The sequence below is a fragment of the Parashewanella curva genome, from assembly GCF_003675895.1.
GTDB lineage: Bacteria > Pseudomonadota > Gammaproteobacteria > Enterobacterales > Shewanellaceae > Parashewanella > Parashewanella curva.
The window spans coordinates 35,129-58,119 of the sequence record NZ_ML014756.1; the positions used below are offsets into that span (position 1 = coordinate 35,129).

Annotated in this window: 18 protein-coding genes and 1 tRNA gene; 10 read left to right on the plus strand and 9 right to left on the minus strand. The window is 39.1% G+C overall.

The annotated features are described in order from the left end of the window. Positions 1-8: 8 nt before the first annotated feature. The 5 genes from D5018_RS02720 (at position 9) to thiH (ending at position 4,664) form a co-directional block, all read left to right on the plus strand. Positions 9-1,583, plus strand: coding sequence for a bifunctional hydroxymethylpyrimidine kinase/phosphomethylpyrimidine kinase (locus D5018_RS02720; protein ID WP_121837450.1), 1,575 nt, complete (start codon positions 9-11; stop codon positions 1,581-1,583). Next, entirely contained in the window at positions 1,580-2,341 is a 762-nt protein-coding gene (locus D5018_RS02725; protein ID WP_121837451.1) for a HesA/MoeB/ThiF family protein, read from the plus strand. The genes D5018_RS02720 and D5018_RS02725 overlap by 4 nt, the downstream gene beginning before the upstream one ends. Then, positions 2,338-2,559 (plus strand): sulfur carrier protein ThiS, encoded by a 222-nt coding sequence (thiS, locus tag D5018_RS02730; RefSeq protein ID WP_121837452.1) that lies wholly within the window; start codon positions 2,338-2,340, stop codon positions 2,557-2,559. Before D5018_RS02725 ends, thiS begins: the two co-directional genes overlap by 4 nt. A 9-nt stretch (positions 2,560-2,568) precedes the next feature. Then, on the plus strand, positions 2,569-3,351 hold the full coding sequence (locus D5018_RS02735) for a thiazole synthase (protein ID WP_121837453.1): 783 nt from the start codon (positions 2,569-2,571) through the stop codon (positions 3,349-3,351). A gap of 200 nt (positions 3,352-3,551) precedes the next feature. Continuing rightward, the gene (gene thiH, locus D5018_RS02740; RefSeq protein ID WP_121837454.1) at positions 3,552-4,664 is read left to right on the plus strand and encodes a 2-iminoacetate synthase ThiH; all 1,113 of its coding nucleotides are present in this window, start codon (positions 3,552-3,554) and stop codon (positions 4,662-4,664) included. A gap of 73 nt (positions 4,665-4,737) precedes the next feature. Here thiH and D5018_RS02745 read toward each other — a convergent pair whose 3' ends face one another. Next, complete coding sequence (locus D5018_RS02745; RefSeq protein WP_121837455.1) at positions 4,738-7,884, minus strand: TonB-dependent receptor; 3,147 nt, start codon at positions 7,882-7,884, stop codon at positions 4,738-4,740. A gap of 173 nt (positions 7,885-8,057) precedes the next feature. Between D5018_RS02745 and D5018_RS02750 the strand changes: the two genes are divergently transcribed. Next, on the plus strand, positions 8,058-8,849 hold the full coding sequence (locus D5018_RS02750; protein WP_121837456.1) for a S1/P1 nuclease: 792 nt from the start codon (positions 8,058-8,060) through the stop codon (positions 8,847-8,849). A 51-nt stretch (positions 8,850-8,900) separates the two neighbouring features. Here the strand turns inward: D5018_RS02750 and D5018_RS02755 are convergent, their stop codons facing one another. Further along, positions 8,901-10,454 carry a lytic transglycosylase gene (locus D5018_RS02755; RefSeq protein WP_121837457.1) on the minus strand — a complete coding sequence of 518 codons (1,554 nt, stop codon included), beginning with the start codon at positions 10,452-10,454 and terminating at the stop codon, positions 8,901-8,903. Positions 10,455-10,600: 146 nt separating this feature from the next. Next, positions 10,601-11,377: a hydroxyacylglutathione hydrolase gene (gene gloB / locus D5018_RS02760; protein ID WP_121837458.1), complete on the minus strand. Its 777-nt coding sequence runs from the start codon at positions 11,375-11,377 to the stop codon at positions 10,601-10,603. Positions 11,378-11,443: 66 nt separating this feature from the next. On the opposite strand from gloB, the gene D5018_RS02765 reads away from it, so the two are divergent. Next, positions 11,444-12,151, plus strand: a complete 708-nt coding sequence (locus D5018_RS02765) for a class I SAM-dependent methyltransferase (RefSeq protein WP_121837459.1) — start codon at positions 11,444-11,446, stop codon at positions 12,149-12,151. Here the strand turns inward: D5018_RS02765 and rnhA are convergent. Further along, complete coding sequence (gene rnhA / locus D5018_RS02770) at positions 12,148-12,618, minus strand: ribonuclease HI (RefSeq protein WP_121837460.1); 471 nt, start codon at positions 12,616-12,618, stop codon at positions 12,148-12,150. The two genes, D5018_RS02765 and rnhA, sit on opposite strands and share 4 nt — an antisense overlap. Before the next feature lie 61 nt (positions 12,619-12,679). On the opposite strand from rnhA, the gene dnaQ reads away from it, so the two are divergent. The 3 genes from dnaQ (at position 12,680) to D5018_RS02785 (ending at position 14,918) form a co-directional block, all read left to right on the plus strand. Continuing rightward, entirely contained in the window at positions 12,680-13,408 is a 729-nt protein-coding gene (gene dnaQ / locus D5018_RS02775) for a DNA polymerase III subunit epsilon (protein WP_121837461.1), read from the plus strand. Between the two features lie 6 nt (positions 13,409-13,414). Further along, positions 13,415-14,728 (plus strand): TIGR03503 family protein, encoded by a 1,314-nt coding sequence (locus D5018_RS02780; protein WP_121837462.1) that lies wholly within the window; start codon positions 13,415-13,417, stop codon positions 14,726-14,728. 113 nt (positions 14,729-14,841) lie between these two features. Further along, positions 14,842-14,918 (plus strand) — tRNA-Asp (locus D5018_RS02785). Between the two features lie 94 nt (positions 14,919-15,012). Here the strand turns inward: D5018_RS02785 and D5018_RS02790 are convergent. From D5018_RS02790 to sppA, 5 genes are all read right to left on the minus strand, one after another. Continuing rightward, positions 15,013-15,618, minus strand: coding sequence for a hypothetical protein (locus D5018_RS02790; RefSeq protein WP_121837463.1), 606 nt, complete (start codon positions 15,616-15,618; stop codon positions 15,013-15,015). Between the two features lie 91 nt (positions 15,619-15,709). After that, positions 15,710-18,310 (minus strand): bifunctional acetaldehyde-CoA/alcohol dehydrogenase, encoded by a 2,601-nt coding sequence (gene adhE / locus D5018_RS02795; protein WP_121837464.1) that lies wholly within the window; start codon positions 18,308-18,310, stop codon positions 15,710-15,712. A gap of 238 nt (positions 18,311-18,548) precedes the next feature. Next, on the minus strand, positions 18,549-19,718 hold the full coding sequence (locus tag D5018_RS02800) for an ankyrin repeat domain-containing protein (RefSeq protein ID WP_121837465.1): 1,170 nt from the start codon (positions 19,716-19,718) through the stop codon (positions 18,549-18,551). 266 nt (positions 19,719-19,984) lie between these two features. Beyond that, entirely contained in the window at positions 19,985-20,992 is a 1,008-nt protein-coding gene (gene ansA / locus D5018_RS02805; protein ID WP_121837466.1) for an asparaginase, read from the minus strand. Between the two features lie 102 nt (positions 20,993-21,094). Continuing rightward, positions 21,095-22,951 carry a signal peptide peptidase SppA gene (sppA, locus tag D5018_RS02810; protein ID WP_121837467.1) on the minus strand — a complete coding sequence of 619 codons (1,857 nt, stop codon included), beginning with the start codon at positions 22,949-22,951 and terminating at the stop codon, positions 21,095-21,097. Between the last annotated feature and the right edge of the window lie 40 nt (positions 22,952-22,991).

The window sequence follows — 22,991 nt, forward strand, 5'->3', positions numbered from 1 at the left end:
GGGACTTAATGACTTCTTCACAAAGTAAAACTATAGGGCGGATTACCCGTCCTGTGGTCTGGACAATTGCTGGTTCTGATAGTAGTGGCGGCGCAGGGATTCAAGCGGACGCGGCAACCATTAATGATTTAAACAGCCATGCCTGTACTGTGGTCACCTCTGTGACGGCACAAAGTAGTGTCGCTGTAGACTTTGTTGAGCCAGTTTATCAGCAAATGCTAAAGCAACAACTTAATACGCTTAATGCTGATCTACCACCTAAAGCCATCAAAATTGGTTTGCTGGTGGATCAAAAACAAATTGAGCTCATTGCTGAATGGTTAAAGCAAAAACGTGCTATTTATCCAGATTTAGTTGTGGTGCTTGATCCTGTTTTGATTGCCAGCAGTGGTGATATTCTTGCAGAATCAAAAGGTTTAGATTTTTCGCCGCTCAAAGGCTTAATTGATCTAATCACACCAAATTTCTTTGAGTTGCAACAACTATCAGAAATCATTGTTACTGATAAAAGCGATATTGTTTCGGCAGCTTGTGCTTTATCGAAATCCTTAGCTTGTAGCGTGTTAGCTAAAGGCGGTGATAATTATGAATTTGTCGATAATCAGCTAGCGTTAGATTTTTTGGTTTGCCATCAAGTTGCTCATTGTTCCGATAATCATAACAATGCTAAATTCTGGTTTGCCAGTGAACGTATTGATACCGTTAACAATCATGGAACGGGTTGCACACTGTCATCTGCAATCGCGTCTGTTTCAGCATATGGTTATAGCATTTTAGATGCAGTTTCTATTGCCAAAGCTTATGTCTCTAGAGGCTTAAACCAAAGTTATCAGCTTGGTAAAGGCCCAGGTATTTTAGCTAGAACGGGCTGGCCGAAAGACATTAGTTTTTTCCCTACAATAACTTCTACCCAATCAGAGCTAGTAGCTATCAAACCTGAGGGTGGCTTTAAAGCATTAGGCATAGACTTAGATGTTTACCCTGTTGTTGGCAGTGTTGAGTTGATTGAAGATTTGCTTAAAGTAGGCTGCACAACCGTTCAACTGCGTTTAAAAGCAGAGGATCTTAACGATAAAGAATCTGAATGGCTCGAAGCGCAAATTGTTAATGCGATAGCACTTGGAAAAGAATATAAAGCTCAAGTGTTTATTAATGATCATTGGCAGCTGGCTCTAAAGCATAATGCTTATGGCATTCACTTAGGGCAAGAAGATGTCATTGGTGTTGATTTACAGGCTATTTCTGATGCGGGTATTGCATTAGGTCTTTCTAGCCACGGAACTTTCGAGGCATTATTAGCATACCAACTACAACCATCATATTTAGCGATTGGCCATATTTTTCCTACTTTAACTAAAGATATGCCTTCACTGCCTCAAGGCTTGGTTAAGCTTCAACAAAATACCCAGCTTTTTAAGGGACATATTCCCTTAGTCACAATTGGTGGGATAAATAAAGACAATTTGTCCGAAACAAAAGCAACAAATGTTGATTCCATCGCTGTTGTGCGCGCAATTACGCAAGCCGAATCCCCTCAACAAGCTTTTAAAGAATTAAAAGCAATGTGGATGGAGGATAAATGATCACTGATAACGACTTCATGCGCTACTCACGGCAAATTTTATTGCCAGAAGTAGGAGAGCAAGGGCAGTTAAAAATTAACAAAGCCTCAGTGGTAATAATCGGTGTTGGTGGTTTAGGAGCCTTAGTTGCCCATTATTTGATTGCAGCAGGTGTTGGAAAAATACACCTGTTTGATGGTGACAATGTCGAGCTAAGTAACTTACCAAGACAATTATTGTTCGCCGATGAAGATATTGGTCAGAATAAAGCGGAAACTGTGGCTGATAAGTTGTGGACACAATATGAAAAGTGTGAAATTAATGTGACTAACAAGCACTTCGATAAGCAAACGCTTCAAGAAATTGATGATACTGCTAGTGTGGTTATCGATTGTTGTGACAACTTTACTGCTCGCCGTAGTATTAATCAATTTTGTGTAGAACAGGAGATAGCACTAGTTTCTGTTGCGGTAGCCAATTTCAATCTTCAAGCCATGGTTTATCAACCAAATGTTTCGGGATGTTACCAATGTCTTTATCCTGAATCTACTCAAACCGCAGAAAACTGTTCAACCGTTGGTGTATTAGGGCCAATGGTGGGTATTGCAGCATCTATGCAAGCCTTGCTCGCTTTAAAGCAAATTTTGGGATTACCCAATATTTCAGGGAAGTTGTGGCACTTTGATGGTATCAATTTTAACTGGTTTGCAGCGGTGTTAGAGCGTGATCCTGAGTGTCCAGTTTGCAGCATTATAAAATGTGAAGAGGACAGTGTGTGATTCAAATAAATTACAATGGTGATCAAATTAGCATAGACAAGAATAGCACCATTTTATCTGCTATTGAGCAAGCGATTTTGCTCAGAGATGAGTCAATAAGTTTAAAAGGTATCGCAGTAGTTTATAACAACAAAGTACTACCAAGAAGATTATGGACTGAAACTGTTTGTCAGCAAAGTGACGAATTACAAGTTTTTCAAGCTGTGGCAGGAGGATAGGGGAGAATTATGCTTACAATAGCCGATCACCAATTTCAATCAAGGTTGTTTACTGGTACAGGAAAATTTAGTAATTCCAAATTGATGTTAGATTCTATTGCCGCATCAGAAAGTCAGCTAACCACATTAGCCATGAAGCGTATTGATGCTAAGAATGGTACTGATGATTTAATGCAACCTTTATTGGATTCTGGTGTTAAATTGCTGCCTAATACTTCGGGGGCTCGCAATGCCAAAGAGGCAATATTTGCTGCGGAACTTTCACGAGAATTGTTTAAAACTAACTGGGTTAAGTTAGAGATTCATCCTGATCATCGGTATCTGATGCCAGATCCAATTGAAACCTTACAAGCAGCAAAAGAATTGATAGGACAGGGCTTTGTTGTTCTACCTTATGTCCATGCTGATCCCGTTTTGTGTTGCCGATTACAAGAAATTGGCATTCATGCTGTCATGCCTTTGGGGAGTCCTATTGGAAGTAATCAAGGATTGGTATCTGAAGAATTTCTCAAAATTATTATCGAGCAAGCTCATGTGCCAGTCGTCGTTGATGCAGGAATAGGCGCACCTTCTCAAGCTGCTAGAGCCTTGGAGTTAGGTGCCGATGCGGTTCTTGTAAATACTGCAATCGCTAGCAGTTCAGATCCAATCACTATGGCGAAATGCTTTAAATATGCTGTAAATGCAGGGCGCTTAGCTTACGAAGCTGGATTAGGGGGTATATCAACAAGAGCGCATAATACCAGTCCACTGACCGGATTTTTACATGATAGCCAGTTGTCACCTGTATAGTGAGCTGTTTGAAATATAGAGAATCTGAGAAATGAATATTAGAAGGAAGGAATAGTGAGAACGCCAACGGAAGCGCACATCCATGTGCTGACGACCGTGACATCCTGTCACGGACGGTTGCCTTATCTCACAATCCCTCCCTCGGGTTTAGATAATCTGTCTTAGATACAGGCTTTTGTTGTATTCTGTGAGAAATAAATATGAGCTTTACAGAAAAATTTAATCAAATCGATCTTGACGATTTGAAACTAAGACTTTATTCAAAAACTCAAAAGGATGTTGATCGAGCATTACAGCGTCCCGAACGAAATCTTGATAACCTAATGGCGTTACTTTCACCAGCGGCAGAAGATTATATCGAGCAAATGGCGCAAAGTTCAGTCGCTTTAACACGCCAACGCTTTGGTTCAAATATTGGTATGTATCTACCAATGTATTTATCAAATTTGTGCGCTAATGAATGTGATTATTGTGGTTTTAGCATGAGCAATCGCATAAAGCGTGTGATCCTCAATAAAGAAGAAATTGAGGAAGAGTGTAAGATCTTAAAATCTTGGGGCATTGATTCCATTTTATTGGTTTCTGGTGAGCATGAAACCAAAGTGGGTATCGAATATTTCAAAAAAGTGGTATCCCAAGTTAAAAAGCACTTTAGCCATGTAGCGATTGAAGTACAGCCACTTACACAAGATGAATACCATCAATTGGTTGAGCTAGGACTCGATGCCGTGATGGTTTATCAAGAAACTTATCAACCTCACACTTATGCGCAACATCATTTACGTGGTAACAAATCTAAATTCGATTATCGACTAGAAACACCGGATAGGTTGGGTAACGCTGGAGTCGATAAAATCGGACTTGGTGTATTACTTGGGCTTGATGATTGGCGACTCGATGCTTTAATGATGGGCCACCACCTAGATTATATGGAAAAGAAGTATTGGCGCAGCCGTTATAGTATTTCGTTACCAAGGCTACGTCCGTGTGTTGGTGGTGTGCATCCTAAAGTGGAATTAACCGATGTAGGCTTAGTCCAACTAATATGTGCCTTTAGATTGTTTAATCCGCAACTTGATATCAGTTTATCTACTCGTGAAGAAGCAGGATTTAGAGAAAACCTGTTACCTCTTGGAATCACTCATGTAAGTGCTGGTAGCTCAACGGAACCCGGTGGCTATTTACACCCAAAAACTGAGTTATCACAATTTGAGATCAGTGATGAACGAGGCGTTTTAGAATTTGCTAATGTTATGAGGGCGAGGGGATTGAATCCAGTGTTTAAGGATTGGGAAGCTGAGTGGGTAAGCTAGTATTTGATTTAATTTTCTGACATTAAAAAAGCCAGTCAGAGACTGGCTTTTTGTTATCAGGTTCTAAGTGATATTAGAACTTGTATTTAATACCAACTTTCATTTCCCAGTTTGAACGACGAGAGTTGATCTCGTCATAAGTCTTACTATCAAATTCTCGAGGGCCATAAGTATATGACTTGGTTTGAGGGTTATAATCGAATTCAAGTATAGCTTTGTTTCCAAAGCGGCTTCGTTTATTGATACCCCAATCCTTATTCAACATATTAAGGACATTGCGGATATTGAAATATAAAACACCACGATGCTCTTCACTGAAGCCTGGAATTTCTTGAGAGAAATTCAAGTCAAGCTGCCTTGTCCAAGGTGAGTTTAATACACCTTTAGGAAGTATTTGCCCTTGGTACTTAGAGATACCAAGTTCGTCAATGACCTTCTTGAGGTCAGCATAGCTAAAGCCATCTTCATAGTTAACTTTCGCATCGTCAGCACCTGTTGGCAGGTACGGCAGATAAGCTCCGAATGAGAACAAACGGCTTTGCTCTTTAAAGCCGCCATTTCGAACTGGAATCATGGTCAAGCTAAGTGGGCGGCCTTTTCTCGCATTATAGAACAAATTAACATTTGTTTTATAACCAGAAAATAGTTCGGTTTGATAGCCTAGAGTGATGTTAAAGTTATGCGGTGTTTCATAACGACCTGTGCCAACATAAGCTTCGTTACGATCATAAGCCGTTGCAGTGTGCTTATAGTTTGACGATGCTTGAGATGAAGTACCTGGGAAACCTTCTTTAACACGGTTATGAGCATAACTAGTTCTAAATCTGAAACCATTATCCCATTCTTTAGCAAGAGTCAAAGCAATTGTAGCACTGTGACCATTGTTTTTAGCGTTAGTAAATAAGATGTCGTAGCGTGAAGTAGAGCAATCATCATTTGGACCGTGTGGCTTTAAGAAATCACAGGTTCTGTATACGGTTCTACCCGTACTATCTTTGCCTTGAGATTGACGAGCCAAATCCTTCCAAGCAACATCGTTTTCTTGCTTGATGTATAAGAAATCAGCAGCAACTTCCCATTTATCCCCTAGGATACCCCAATTCCATTCAGAGTTAACACCTAAGTTGAAACGCCAGTCTGAAGGGAGTTTAAAGTCAGGAGCAAGGGCATCAACATTACCGTCACCACCTTTTAGACCACTGTGAATGTCACTTGGAATAGTGTCAAAGTTTTGTGGTACTGTTTTATTCCAGCGGAAGTTAGAAAGACGCGTAACTCCATCACCTGAAAGTGTATTTGCAATCCAAACGGTTGGTTTTCCACCACTAAAGCGACCGATTCCACCCTTAACTGTAATATCGTCAGTTAGGGTATAGTTGAAGCCAATACGTGGTAGTAGTATATCTTTACCATCTAAGGTTGCATTATTTGCAAAGCCATAACGTTTTACAAAGTTTTGGTTTAATTGAGGCTCATTGCTTACAAAGATTTTCTCGTAGCGCAAACCAAAGTTTAATTCTAAATCATCGGTTACAGTCCAAGTATCTTCAACAAATAGTGCAAGTGTGCTCATGTCGATCTTGGCCGAAAGTTGATCTAAGTTTTTAGAAGCCGCATTGTTATATGCAAAGCGGCCAACTTTGCCAGCTTCAAAGTCAGCAATACTGAAGAATCTCCAATACCCTTTTTGTGCAGGAACAAAAAGATTCTCAACATCAAGTTTATTAAATTGGAAACCAAAACCAATGCTGTGTTCTTCTAATAGGTAATCACCCGCGAAGTAAACTTCAAGATTTTGGTTTTCAAGAGCATTAGCCTGACGATATTGATCTGTACCAAAGTGCACTGATACACCACGGTCTGTGTCAACTTGAACGTGGCCAATATTTAAGTTTTCAACAGGCTGTTGACTTGTTTGTGTATTTTTATGCGCAATTTTGAACTCAGTCGAAAAGTCATCATTCCAATCACTATATAAGTTGAAGGAATAAGTCTTGAGATCCTCTTCTTTGTCGTACTGATTACTCGAAAGGTTTAGACGACGAGAATTACTTGTGTTATGAGTTCTGTTACCAACGGTGCTTTGGTGAGTAAAAGATGCGCGGTGTGCATCATTAATAGTCCAATCAACCTTGAGAAGAAGTTTTTCGTCTTTTTCAACTGGAGTGTTATCTGCTACACCAATATTGCTCAAGCCATATTTGTTTGCAGCAATTTGCTTAACTTGGGCAAGTTGCTCTGGTGTTGTTTTAGTGGGGTTTGCACCACCTGGGGTATATTCTTGAACAGTAGGGGCATCGAATTTTTCATAGCTACCAAAGAAGAACAACTTGTCTTCAATGATTGGCATACCAAGAGTCAAACCATAAGTTTTTTCTTGGAATCGATTTTCTAATACATCGCCTTCATCATTTTCAGCCTTGCGACCGGCAAGCTTGTCACTAGAATATTCATAAAATACTGAGCCTTCAACTTCATTGGTACCAGACTTAGTAACAACGTTTACTTGTGCGCCACTAAACCCACCTTTACGGGCAGAAAATGGAGCAATATCTAATGCAACACTTTGAACTGCATCAACGGAAATTGGTGAACGCTGTGATGGATAGCCGTTACCGTTTAGTCCGAAGTCATCATTCTGAGTTACACCATCAACAACGAATGAGTTGTACTTAGGATTAAGACCTGCAACAGATAGAATTGAGCCATCACCGCCATCAGATACAACTGCAAATGGATTTTGACGAAGTGTGTCTTTAAGATCACGGTCAATGCTTGGAGAGTTTTCAATTGCTTGTGCACCAAAGTAGTTTGCATCTGCATAATCTACAAGTGATGCTGAACCAACAACACTAAAGCTCTCAATTTGATCTTGGCTTGAAAGAGAACGGTTTAATCTGAACGTTTCACCAACGTTTAAATAAACACCTTCAATTGTGTCATCAGCTAAGGACTCGGAATCTAAGATGATCTTATATGGACCACCAACGCGTAGACCCCTTGCGCTGAAGTTACCATTTGAATCAACTTTAACTTTACGGATAGAGCCAGTTGGTTCGTGAACAATAGAAACAGTAACATCGGTTACAGCCACACCTGATGTATTAGTAATATGCCCTCTCATATTACTTGCGGTATCAGCCATTGCTGGAGCAGCAAGGCCGTACGCCATACACAAGGCTAAGGCTACAGAGCTTATTTTACGATTTCGCGTTTTCATCGCTTTATTTCCCTTTATGTAGGTATTTAGGTTATTTATCTTGGTGAATTTTAAACATCTGTTAATTACAGGTTTATGACACTTCTTATTCGTGGCGTATTTTGATATCTTTGCAACAATTTTGCAATCTAGGTCACAGAATTTTTGCTGAAATAAATGTAAGAGGTTAAAAAGTGATAAATCAAAAAATTGGATGTTTGTTGGTTTCTGGTCTGATGTGTGGAATGGGGATTTCGAATAGCTATGCACACGGGCAAAATGGACATCGAATTATTGGTGAAATAGGGCAGTTAAACTTAACCCCTAAGGCTAAACAAAAAATAATGGCGATTACCGATAGTCAATCACTGGCAAAGCTGTCTACTTGGCCTGACGAAATCCGATCTTCTGGTATGTGGGACCATGCTTCACCTTGGCACTATATTAGTGCTGATACGGAAGCTGATTTAACAGGAAGTAATCGTAATCCCAGAGGTGATATTTTATCCACTCTTAACACACTGGAGCAGAAGCTAAAAAATCCAAGATTGTCTAAAAAAGAGAAATGGCAGTCACTGGCTTTTTTTGTTCACATGGTCGGTGATTTACATCAACCACTTCACGTAGGTTTTGCTGAAGACAGAGGTGGTAACAAAGTTAAAGTCAAATGGTTTAATGAGCATTCAAATTTACATCGAGTATGGGATACTCATTTAATTGACAATCAAAAATTAAGCTATAAAGAATACGTTGAATTTCTGCCCGTTTCTAAAAAAGAAAAACTTAAATGGCAACAGGGTACCTTTTTAGATTGGGCTAAAGAGTCTCTCCGGTATCGAGAGCAAACTTATAAATTTGATAGAGTTGAAAAAGGTATCCCAAAGTTAGGTTATAAGTATATTTATAACAATCGTGAGCTTTCTGAACAGCGTTTAAAACAAGCAGGTATTCGTTTAGCCTATAAGCTTAATCAAATTTTTAAATAATCAAGTTGATTAAATATGCAAAATAAAGGCCGCTTTGCGCGGCCTTGTGGTTTAGCTTGAGTAGTTGGTCACATCAACATAAAGACTTAAAGTCTGCCCTGGTTGTAAATATTTTTTAGCATCCAGTTGGTTCCATTTTACTAGGTCTTTAATACTCACTTTAAATTTGTTTGCAATCCTTGCCAAAGAATCACCATTTCGTACTTTATAGTTTACAGTTCGAATGATTCCAGATTTCTTACCTTTTTTCAGCCAAACTACCAATTTCTTGCCGACACTTAAGGTATCCCTTGGCGCCATGTGGTTCCAACGTGCTAAAGACGTCGACTTTACTTTAAATTGACGGGCGATTGTCCATAATGAGTCACCAGATTTTACGCGGTAATTGACCTTCACCTGACCGCGAGGCGTATTTTGTTTATGCGCCAGTCGAGAAGGTAAAGATAAGGTGTAATCTTCCCTTTCTCTCGCTGATATCGGAATTAATAAATGTTTACCAACAACAATAGTGTTGCTTTTTAAATGATTCGCTTTTTTTATAAAACCTATAGAAGTGTTATGGCGTTTTGCTATAAGACCTAAACTATCACCTGACTTGATTTTATAACGTGTCCATTTCAAACGCTTTTCAGGGCCATTTTCATTGAGAGCAAGCTCAAAGCGTTCAGCATTTTCAATTGGGAATAATAGGTTGTAAGTTCCATCAGGCCCTGTGGCCCATCGGTTAAAGCCTGGATTTAGTTTATAAAAATCGTCAATGCTCAAACCTGCAAAATCAGCAGCTAAAGCAAGATCGATTTGAGAATCGATTTGCACAACTTTTAACTGAGGCTTGTTTGGAATAGGGGCTAATTTTAAGCCGTATTTGTCTGAGTGTTTGATAATATCTGCTAAAGCAAGCAATTGAGGAACATAACGTTCTGTTTCCGTAGGCAAATCTAAGCCCCAAAAACTGGTGCTTTTACCTTCACGTCGATTGTTTCTTGCTGCGCGTAGTACTCGACCTTCACCTGTATTGTATGCTGCGATTGCATATAACCAGTTACCCTTGGTTTTTTTATGAAGGTATTCAAGCATATCGAGAGCTGCAATAGTCGCAGCATAGACATCCCGCCGACCGTCATACCACCAATCAATATCTAGTCCGAAATGACGTGCCATAGGTGAAGTAAATTGCCATAAGCCTGATGCTGAACCGTGAGAATAAGCAAAAGGATCAAAAGAGCTTTCAACAATAGGGAGTAGTGCAAGTTCAAGCGGTAAACCACGTTTTTCAATCTCTTCTACGATCAAATACATAAAAGGCTGGGCACGCTCGGAGACTCTAAGTAAATGCTTTGGGTGTTTGAGATACCATTTTCGATATTGCTTGACTAACTTTTCATTCGGAACTTTAAATTGAAGTCCGTCTCGAATGCGTTGCCACACATCTATTTCAGTAACAGGAGTTGCTGTAGGCTCTATTAAGGTTTTTGTCTCTTGGATATCCAAGACAGCCGCTTGAACATTGGTTTTAGCTTCTTCTTTTGGGGCTGTATTAAACGTTGATTGACAACCTGTTAGTAGAACAAGGCTTCCTGCAAATAAGCAATGGGACACACGCATAAAAAAATGTTTTCTCCAAACTTCACATTACAAACATTCAACAAATCAGATGAAGTTTGAAAGTATATTAGGTATTAATTTTTCGAGTATATATAGAAAATAAATAATATAAAGATCAAAAATTGGAATTGATTTTAACGGATTGATTAAAAAATGTCTTTCCATTTTCGCAAATATGTGAAGCAATCTATCGTATCCAATGAAGTTGAGAGGTTAAACTTTGTACTAACCTTGGATTGAATTTCTGCTTGGTCGCATCGCAAGAATGGGTTTATTTCTAATTCTTTTCCAATGGATGACGGTAAAGTTATTTCATTGTTTTGTCGTTGTTGTTTAACTTGATCGTAATAATCTAGTAGCAAAGAATTACTTGGCTCAGCCATTAAGGCAAATGTTAAGTTACTTAAAGTGTACTCATGGGCGCAAAACACTTTAGTCGCAGATGGCAGAGCACTAAGTTTTTCTAGCGAAGTGAACATTTGTTCTGCTGTTCCCTCAAAAATTCGACCACAACCACCACTGAATAAGGTATCGCCGCAAAATAAATTCCCATCAATTAGATAAGCTATATGTTCAAGTGTATGGCCTGTTACATTGATAACTTGGGCTGATACACCAAGCTCATTAATAAATATGGGAGTCTTATCATCAACAATATGGGTTATTTGAGGAATACGTTTTGAATTGGGTCCATATACTTGAATGTTGGTATCATAAGATGAAAGTAGTTCTTCAATACCACCGATATGATCGGCATGATGATGTGTAATTAATATACCCACTAAAACCAGTTGTTGTTTTTCGAGAAATCTTATCACTTCTACTGCCGAGCCAGGATCGACAACAACTGCTTGTTTTTGTTGATTACTGATGCACCAAATGTAATTATCGTTGAAAGCGGGTATGGGCTGGATTGTAAGCATATATCTTAATATTGTTTTAAAATTCTTATTTAATAATATACCCAAAAGGAACTTTGAATAAAAACTATGATTACTTCTAAACCTAAGTCTTGGTTGGAGCTGCCTAGTGGTGAGCAGGCACTTAGATCATTGTGTCCATACATCAATGAGCAAATGTCACAGGTTTTTGGGTACCACCTATTAAAGCTTGGCGCTTTGTCATCTGAGCTAGATACTAAAAAGTCAAGTATTGCACACCATTTCTCAATCGTAGAAAAAGGCAATGCAAGCTTATTGGCAGATTACACTCACTTGCCATTACAAAAACGCTCTATTGATTGTGTGTTAGCAGCATTATTATTGGAATTTGAAACCAATCCTTATCGAGTGTTACGTGAGGTGAGCAGAGTTTTGATCTCTGGCGGGCATTTAATTTTAGTTGGTTGTAATCCATTAAGTCCTCTTTTAGTCGGTAAAGCTTCACCTAAACATCGCCAGTTATACCCATGGAATGGTCGTTTTTTTACAGCACATAGGGTGAGGGACTGGTTAGAGGTTTTGGGGTATCAAGTTATAGATCAAAAAAAAGAAGTTTATCACCCTTTGATTGGTAAATTTTCAGATAATAGCTTGTGGCAACAATGGATGAGGAATTGGTTACCTTTCTCAGGCTCATTTTATGTAATTATTGCTAAAAAGGTGGAGTGTCCTTTAACTCCTTCAAAAGCTTGGAAAAAGCAACGTGCCACCAACTGGTCGACGGCACCAAGTGCAGGCAGGGTGAATAGAGGTTAGCCTTGATATGCTTCGTCTATTTGTGTGGGATTTGATTCGGCGGCTTCTCTTGCTAATTGATCACAGCGTTCGTTTTCGGCGTGACCTGCATGGCCTTTAACCCATTTCCAATCTATTTGATGGAGTTGTTGAGCTTTATCTAATCTTTGCCATAAATCGACATTTTTAACTGGTGTTTTATTCGAGGTTTTCCAATTATTTTTTTTCCAATTGTGTATCCATTGGGTGATTCCTTGACGCATGTATTGGCTATCACTAGTTAAAGTGACATTGCATGGTTCCTTTAATGCTTCAAGTGCGATAATCGGTGCAAGTAATTCCATGCGATTATTTGTGGTGTTTGCAAAGCCATCCTTGAGCTCTTTGCGATGCTGTTTGTAAATCATCACAATGCCATAGCCACCTGGACCAGGATTTCCTAAGCAAGAACCGTCGGTATATATACTGATTTGTTTCCGTTCTGCCATCAAATTGCTACCATAGTTAATAAATTAAGCCAAATTATACAAATTTTATTAATCTTAGCCTATGAATATTGTTTCCAGCGCATCACGACAGATTATTCTTGATACCGAAACCACGGGGATGAATCAAAGTGGAGGGCCTGTTTATATTGGTCATCGAATTATTGAAATAGGATGTGTCGAAGTGATCGACCGTAAATTAACGGGTCGCCATTTCCACGAATACATAAACCCAGGACAGGAAATTGATGAAGAAGCAATTGCCGTCCACGGTATCACTAATGAAAGAGTGGCAGATTGTCCGAGATTCCATGAGATTGCTCCAGCGTTTTTAGACTTTATCCGTGGAGCAGAAATTGTGGCGCATAACGCTCCATTTGATATTTCATTTATGGATCATGAGTTTTCATTATTAAACCCCAAAGGGCCGATTACCGCGGATATTTGCTCAATTGTTGACTCTCTTGATATTGCTAAGCATAAGCACCCAGGCGAGCGAAATAGCCTTGATGCGCTATGTAAGCGCTATTTTGTAGACAATTCACGCCGTGAGCTTCACGGAGCATTATTGGATGCCGAGATTCTAGCAGATGTCTATCTGCTAATGACAGGTGGGCAAACTAAGTTAAATCTTTCTGCTGATTCCGTCGGTGGGGACTCAGGAGGGATCCAAAGGTTAGCTCCAGATAGACAGATAGGTAAAGTTTTAATGGCTACAGCCGATGAACTTACTAATCATACCGAGCGACTCGGATTAGTCGCAAAAGGTGGGAAATGTCGTTGGAGCGACTAAGCGTCTATGAAGCAAACAGTATTATTATTTTTACAGGCATGTTTGGTTTCATGTCTATCTTACTCGTTTTCAGTGAAAGCAAACGATATCTCGACCGCTAGTGAATTACAAAATCGATTTAGAATCGATCACATGGTTTCAAAACTCACCTTAGTTGTGCAAAGAGAGTATGGTTCTCCGCCAGTGGTCATTGTATTGCCTGATGGCCGCAAATGGTATGCCCATCGTCACCCTGAGAATGTTAAATGGCATGATGGTATGACGGGCGATATGATTGAGATCACAAAACCTCAAGCTGGTCCATGGCAGTTACTAGGACGTATTGTTGATGGTTCAACAATCACAAAAATAAGTGAATTGAGTATTGATGTTGAACCTCTGCCCCGCGAGCTTTATGTAGGAGAACGTATTAAAGCAGTAGCTCAGTTAAAAGATAATGACTTGAAGGTCAGATTGCCTGGCTTAGATTATTTAGTCGAATGGTCAGTTGCATTTAAACGGCTCGCAGAGGGTGACGGGAAGCAGAATATCATTGGAAACCGCAGAATTGTAACATACAAAGATGACGGTAGATTATTAGATGAAAAGCCTGATGATGGAATATTTACAAGTACTTTTCATTTAGATCTTGAACCAGGTAAATACCTCTTTGATGTTAATGCCCATAACGAAGTATTTCAGAGACATTATACGAATACAATCGTATTAAAGCCTTCGCCAGTAACTACATCCATTATTGATTCAGCTATAAATTCTGCAGAACGTCATATTAAAATAAATAGTAATACAGCAGAAATTCAAATCGCAGATACCGTAATTGAATATAAAATTATGGGTCCAAATAATTTAAATGAGAGGTTTTCCGTTCAGGGACTCAAATCCAGCATCGAGCAGATTAAAATTCCGAGTGTAGAAGAGTATGGTAATTATATTGTTTCGGTTATGGCCGCTTCAACAACAGTTGGCGGTCGAGAGATATTAATTAAGTTGCCAGATATATCATTCAATCATGAGCCACCACCTGCACCTGCAAAATCAGCACTCGAACTAGCACAAGAGGAGGCTCAGAAACTTCAACAAAAAGAGAAATCAGCCAAACGTACTATTTTGACTTGGGTTATTGGTTTGGTTCTTTTGTTCACTTTGTTAATTGCCACTGGAATAGTTGTTGGGCGTAAATTGAAAGTAAGAAAACGAGCTTTGAAGACGGCAGAAAAAATGGCTGAAATGAAAAGTGGCTTGACAAAAGAGAGTGCCCCCGTAGAAAACATGAGCCTGAATGATATTGATTTGACCATGCCGGAAGATGTTGAGAGGTAAAAATCTTCTGTATTAGCTAAAAATACAATTGTTTAAATATTGGACATTTGGTGTGTTTGGAAACAAAAAGAGATTGACCCTTAATAAGTGTATTAGTAGTATTCAATCCCATTGGAGCGGTAGTTCAGTTGGTTAGAATACCGGCCTGTCACGCCGGGGGTCGCGGGTTCGAGTCCCGTCCGCTCCGCCAAATTTTTACAGCCTTGTCAGAAATGACAGGGCTTTTTAATTTCTAAAGCTAGGGTTATCTGACAGAGTAATGTTTGGCGTGAGTTTGGCGCATTCTAATAATAATGCATTTTTAATGCGTCTGTATTTGATTCATGAGTTGAACAAACTATATTCAAGGAATCAAGGACGCTTAAAAATGCTAGTTCATTATAATTTTCTATCTGGATATGAGGAACTTCCCCATTAATGCTTTTCAAGCAAACCTTCCATAATTCGTCTGATTTTTGCAATGCTACAGGTATGTTCTGTGGCAGATTTCCTTTAGCAACCTCGACATCTATATGTGCAATTATGTCATGGTCTTCTTCGGTGATTAGTCGATCTGCAAATAGTCGACGATTAAGATAGTCTGGGAACCCTTGAATTGCATTAATAAAGTTTACTCGTTCATCATCCCAAATTTTAACTTCAAGTATCACTGTCTGATGGGGTAGAGGTTTCATTGCAATCGAAGTGGCTGCTAAATCGGCAGTTTTTTTCGCTGGTTCCGCTTGTTTAGCTGTCGGTTTTTTAAAAAAATCTCTCAGCTTTGTAGCTGGTTCTGCTGGCTTAGCTTGAATATCAGTCCCATTAGCGCTTGTAATTCCGTCTCGTTTCCCTTGATTGGTAGATGGTGGAGGGAGGGGGTTCGAAGTAGTAGATGTTGTACGAGTCAACATTGTGTCGCTTCCTCCAGTTTGCTATTTGAATAAAAAAGCCTCAGGTAATAATACTGAGGCTTACAATTGGTGACAAGTTAATTTATTACGTTTATTCGTCTTTGTATTCTTTACCGTAGAAGCTATCTAACAAGATTTGCTTTAACTCTGCAATCAAAGGGTAACGAGGGTTTGCACCAGTACATTGATCATCAAATGCATCTTCTGCAATTTCATCCAGCTTAGCCAAGAAATCAGCTTCGTTTACTCCGGCATCTTTGATCGATGCTGGAATGCCAATCGTCGCCTTGATTTGTTCAATTTTTTCAATGAGCTTTTGGACTTTTTCATCATCAGTAGTACCTCCAAGACCAAGGTGGTCCGCAATTTCAGCGTAACGGCATAGTGCTTTAGGGCGGTCATATTGACTGAAAGCAGCAATCTTCTTAGGCATATCTGTCGCATTGAAACGGATCACGTTTGAAATTAACAAGGCATTAGTTAAACCATGTGGGATATGGAATTCTGCACCGATTTTGTGTGCCATCGAGTGACAAATACCTAAGAATGCGTTTGCAAATGCAATACCAGCAATAGTTGCACCATTGTGGACGCGTTCTCGGGCTACAGGTGCTGCTGAGCCTTTTTCGTATGACTCTGGTAAATATTCAGTAAGCAAGCTCAATGCTTGTAATGCCTGACCGTCAGAGTACTCATTTGCCATTATGCTTACATAAGCCTCAAGTGCATGAGTAATAGCGTCAATACCACCAAATGCTGTTAATGACTTAGGCATATCCATCACAAGATTAGGGTCGACAATTGCCATATTAGGTGTCAGCTCATAGTCTGCAATTGGATATTTTTGGCCTGTAACTTCGTCAGTTACTACTGCAAAAGGAGTAACTTCTGAGCCTGTTCCTGATGTCGTTGGAATCGCAACCATAGTCGCTTTTTTCCCCATTTTAGGGAACTTGTAAATACGTTTACGTATATCCATAAAGCGTAAGGCAAGGTCTTCAAAATGAACATTTGGATGCTCGTACATTACCCATAAGATCTTAGCCGCATCCATAGGAGAACCGCCACCTAGCGCTATTATTACATCTGGCTGGAAGCTTTTAGCAACGTCAGCACCGTGTTTAACCACCGAAAGAGTAGGGTCGGCTTCAACTTCGTAGAATACTTCAGTTTCAAGACCTTGAGCTTTCAAAACCTTGATAGTTTCATCACAATAACCGTTATTGAATAAGAATTTATCAGTAACGATAAGTGCACGTTTTTTATTGCTTAACTCTTCAAGTGCGATGGCTAAGCTGCCACGACGGAAATAAATTGAAGATGGTAACTTATGCCAAAGCATGTTTTCAGCCCTCTTAGCAACTGTTTTCTTATTGATTAGATGGCTTGGGCCAACGTTTTCAGAAATTGAGTTACCACCCCAAGAACCACAGCCTAATGTCAATGAAGGTGCAAGCTTGAAGTTGTATAGATCACCAATACCACCTTGAGAAGCTGGCGTATTGATCAAAATACGTGCGGTTTTCATACGGAAACCAAATTGTTTAACTCGTTCTTCTTGAGTATCTTGGTTGGTGTATAAACCAGAGGTATGACCGATTCCGCCTAATGCTACAAGGTCTGCTGCTTTATCTAGTGCTTCTTCAAAGTTGGCCGCTCGATACATGCCTAGAAGTGGTGATAATTTCTCGTGGGCAAAGGCTTCCGTTTCAGAAATTTCGGTTACTTCACCAATAAGAACTTTTGTTGAGCTTGGAACTTTTATGTCAGCCATTTCAGCAATGGTAATTGCACTTTGACCAACGATGTCAGCGTTTAGCCCACCATTTTTCAAAATGACTTTTTGGATAGCTTTGGTTTCTTTCTTATTAAGAATATAACCGCCATGAGTACCTAAACGTTCTTTAACTTGATCGTAAATGCTATCAACAATAACAACGGCTTGTTCAGATGCACAAACAACACCGTTATCAAACGTTTTTGACATTAAAATTGAACTTACTGCACGTTTAATATCAGCCGTTTCATCGATAATGATTGGTGTGTTACCAGCACCAACGCCAATAGCAGGTTTACCTGATGAGTAAGCCGCTTTAACCATGCCTGGGCCGCCAGTGGCTAGGATTAGGTTAATTTTATCGTGAGTCATTAATTGATTTGAAAGAGCAACGCTTGGTTCATCAATCCAGCCGATAATATCTTCAGGTGCACCGGCTTCAATAGCGGCATTTAATACTAAGCGGGCAGCTTCCGTAGTGGATGCTTTAGCTCTTGGATGTGGAGAAAAGATAATGCCGTTACGGGTTTTTAAGCTGATTAATGCTTTAAAAATAGCTGTCGAAGTTGGGTTAGTGGTTGGAACAATACCACAGATGATACCAACAGGCTCAGCGATTGTGATAGTTCCGAATGTGTGGTCTTCTTCAAGAATGCCACAGGTTTTATCATCTTTATATTTGTTGTAAATATATTCAGATGCAAAGTGGTTTTTGATCACTTTGTCTTCAATGATACCCATGCGGGTTTCTTGAGCAGCCATTTTGGCTAATGAAATTCTTGCATCAGCGGCTGCTAGTGCTGCAGCACGAAAGATTTTATCAACTTGCTCTTGTGAAAAGTTTGCGAATTCAGATTGGGCTTTGGCAACTCTTTCAACGAGTAGATCGAGTTCTTCAGCGTTTGTTACAGTCATGGAATGGATTCCTATAAAAATATTTAGCTAAATTCTTAAGGTTATTATTTGGCTAAATGTTCTTTTACTTACGAATTTACAGCTAAGTAGGACTTGAGTCTGTGATCTATGTGGCAAAAGAAAGGTCTGTATGTAATTTTATTACACTTTGTAGTGAAATTGTGACTATTGGAACATTATTAAGGCTTATATTCCAATCTAATCCTAGGAATTTAAAATAAATTTTTATAGTTAGCTATCAATATACAGATTTAACAAATTCTGACAGTTTAATTAAAATTCTTTTTGCTGAATCCAAGTGCGGGTCTTGTTGGAATCCGTTAATGTTCATCTTGAGGTGTTTATCATAAGTCTGATTAGCTATGGCAAGCGGACTTTGATCCTTTCGATTTCTGATTGTTAGATTTAAATTAGGTGTAGCTAATAGGTCTGTAACGAGATCTAAATGGGAATATAAGCAAGCTGTGTGAATAGCTGTGTTTCCGTTGATGTCTTTACTATTAACATTGATTCCCTGTTCCAATAAAGCGCGAATTATTGGGCGGAAGTTACGTGAAGCAGCAATGTTAAGTAGCTCAGCATTAAGTTTTGGGCTGAGTAACTCATCAGAAGTTGCCAGTAGTGTTTTTAGAGCATATAAATTATTTGAATATACCGCAGTTTTAAGGTGTTTATCTCTTGGCTGGATATTGGGGTGAAGAATAAGTTTATTAATCAACTTATTCTGTTTTGCTTTGATTGCTAAAGTTAATACATCGAGATTTGTATCGTTTGCAAAATTAATATCAGTTCCGATGTTATCAGACAGTTTTAACACAAAGTCCCAAGCTTGAAATATTGCAGCCGTTAATATTGGAGTATTGCCTCTATTATCAACGGCATTCACATCACACTCATTATGGCTTTCAAAAATAGGCAATAATGAATGTCGATCATACTGCGCCGCTATATGAAGAGGTGTTTTACCGTCATGGTCTACATCATTGATATTTGCGTGACGTTCTAGCAATAAACTCAGTGACTCAGGGCTGTTGTTTAATGCACACACATGCAGCCAAGGAAACTGAAACTGTTTTAGTCGTTCAATGGTGACGCCAGCATCTAATAGTTTATTCACTGCTTTTGTATTGTCATCACAAATTGACCGAAGCATGGCTGATTCAAGAGATTTGGGGCAAAGTGCACGAGCTAATAAAAAAGGCTCAATTTGTGCAATGATCTGAGGTTCAAATAATTCAACAGCTGTCCAAATATTTTTAGATTCATTTCTATGCTGTGGTTTGAGGTCTTGATTAATAAAATCAACAAATCTGCATTCGTTGGGCATTTGTTTTATCAAGGGAGATTTTGAGGTTGGTAAAGCGCCAATCTCAGGATTATGTACTTGATATTTCTGCGTGTTTGCCATGGATCACATTGAGTTGAACAGTAAACCAAAAATTACTGCTGATTATTCGATTATTGGATTGTGCAAGCTTACCTATGATTAGGGAAGTGAATATTTATTAATTGCGATTTCAGGAAAAAGCATGCTTACTTAGGTCAAGGTATTGAAAATAAGGCATAAAATAAGTTATTTTCTTAATGGTAATATATTAAATAAGCATGAAAGAGAGTGGTAATCAGCAAATGTTAGGGCACGCCCTAGGTTATTTGCTGAATATGACATGTTCTTTAATCCATTTCACCACATAGGTTTGTAGCAAAATCCTGTTTTACCTGTTCGGTCGTGAGGTTTCTTGACAACAGTATGTGAAGTTTGGCTAAAGCCGCTTCTATAGTTAGGTTTCCACCACTAATAACGCCTGCTGATGCAAGCGCATTGCCAGTGGCATATCCAGACATATTGACTCGCCCTTGAAAACACTGAGTAAGATTGACTAAAATTATTCCACGCTCATTTGCTTCTTTTAATACTGAGAGTAGTTCAGGGCTTTCGGGAGCATTGCCGACACCAAAACTCCTGATGATCAATGCCTTTACAGGTTGCAATAAAATGTTTTGGATTAATTCAGTAGATATACCAGGATAGAGCATCACCAAGCCAATGGGTTGTGGTTGGATGTCGATGACTTTGAGTGCGGATTTATTTTTAGGAAATGGCGTATTAATATGCTGTCGAATTTTAATACCTGCTTCAAGCATTACTGGGAAATTAGGTGAAGCGAAGGCATCAAAGCCATCCGCGTGAGCCTTGGTTGTACGATTTCCGCGAAACAGTTTGTTATTAAAGAATAAGCAAACTTCTGGAATAGGGTGGTTAGCCGCTAAATACAATGCGTTCAATAAATTTGCTTGTCCGTCAGAGCGCAGTTGTGCCAAAGGGATTTGTGAGCCTGTTACGATAACCGGCTTTGTTAACCCTTCAAACATGAAAGATAATGCTGAAGATGTGTAAGCCATGGTGTCTGTACCATGTAAGATCACAAAGCCATCATAATTATCATAATTAGCTTTAATATCATCAGCTATCATTTGCCAATCTGATGGCATCATATTCGAAGAATCGATCAATGGGCTGTATTCATTAATGGTGAAATTAGGCATTTCTTGATGATAAAACTCAGGCATGTTTTCAACACATTGTGTTAGAAACCCAGCTACTGGCACATAACCCTGCTCAGTTTGCTGCATACCAATTGTCCCGCCTGTATATGCAACATAAATTGACTTCTTGCCCATACTATTCTCAAATTTTTAAAGTATAGATAGATCTTACTATTGGCCAATAAAAAAGGGCAACTTAAGTTACCCTTTTTTTGTAATTATTATCCTTAACTTAGGCTATTGCGAACATTCTTCACAAAGCATATACAGATGATTAGGATCGTTAAATTGTTTAAGAGACTTGGTAGCATCTTCCACCTGAAGCAATAAACTATCAACTGGGGAGTGTGATTGACTTACTTGTGGTAAATAAACCGACACCTTGGCAAACATTTCTTGTAATAGCGCTTCTTCAGCGCTCAGTTCTTGTTTGATCTCTTTAGTGTGATAATTATCTAGATTCGCAAGTTCAGCTGCTTTGGTAATGGCGGTATTCATATCACCAATAGCATCAACTAACCCTAGTTTTAATGCTTTACTACCACTCCACACACGGCCTTGCGCAATTTTATCGACTTGCTGTAGAGACATGTGGCGTTCATTAGCTACTAATGAAATGAATTTATGATAGCCAAACTCTACTTTCTTTTGAATAACACGTGCCACATCAGGAGTTATACCTCTTACAGCAGACAAGCCTGCCCATTCAGAAGTCGATACTCCGTCAGCGTGGATACCTAAATAAGATAAAGAATCTTCGAAAGTATTAAACATACCGAATATGCCGATAGAGCCAGTTAAGGTTGTAGGTGTTGAATAAATATAATCAGCACTGGCTGAAATCCAATAGCCACCAGATGCCGCATAGCTACCCATACTCACAACTACAGGTTTTCCTGCTTTTTTCAGCTCAACAATTTGCTGTCTGATTTGCTCAGAAGCGAAAGCACTGCCTCCAGGGCTATCTACTCTTAGTACAACTGCTTTCACATTGTCGTCAAATCGAGCTTTACGTATAAGCTTGGCTGTACTGGTGCCACCAATATTACCGGGTTTTTGGTTGCCATCAAGGATTACGCCTTTGGCAACGATAATGGCTACTGAATCACCTGTTGAAAAGCTATGCTTAGGTTTTACAAGTTTCAAATAATCCAGCATATCAACTTGTTTAAAACTCTGGCCAGTACGAGCTTGACCAACTTCATTGATCATTTTGGTTCTAAACTGATCAATGGTTGCAAGTTCATCTACAAGTTTTCTTTTTAATGCAAGTTTCGCATCATCATTGCCAACTTTATTAAGTTCGGCTAAATAGGCTTTAGGCTCAAGAAGAACTTGGTTTGCTTTGATGTTTCGATTTGAAGCAACAATATTTGTGTAACTGTTCCAAATATCACTTAGTAGAGCTTCGTTAGCTTCTTTTGCAGCAGGGGACATGTCATCACGCAAATATGGTTCAACAGCAGACTTAAAAGTACCTACTCGAAAGACATGAGTTTTGATCTTAAGTTTCTCTAACGCTGACTTGTAATAAAGTCGATAACGACCCAGCCCCTCTAGAGCAATCATACCTTGAGGGTTTAAATAGATTTTGTTGGCGTAACTAGCTAATAAATACTGTTGTTGATTGTAATAATTACCGAAAGAAACGATAGGCTTGCCAGAATCTCTGAACTTTTGTAGCGCCTTTCCAATCGCTTCAAGCTTACTGGTTTCTGCATACTTTAAATCAGACAAATCTAAAACTAGAGTGTTTATGCGCTTATCATTCGCTGCAGAATCGACTGCATATAAAATATCTGACAATAATGTTTCATCAGGGTTAGTTTGTCCTCTGCTTTCTGCCACTATAGTCTCAATAGGATCAACATATTGTTTTTGGTCGACGATTCGGCCACTAATATCAAGGACTAAGGCGCTATCAGGTGCAAGGTGAACTTTTTCTTCGGTTGCAACCGCTGCAATGATGCCAATAAGGGCGATAAAAAGAAAAAAGAAAAATACCAAATTAATAATAAATTGGCGCGTAAAGTTTATGACGTTCCAGATAAACTTGAATGTACTTTTAACTGCAGATGGTTGCGTTGAAGACATACCAACTCCCTTTAATTTGAATATGATTTTATGCTACCTG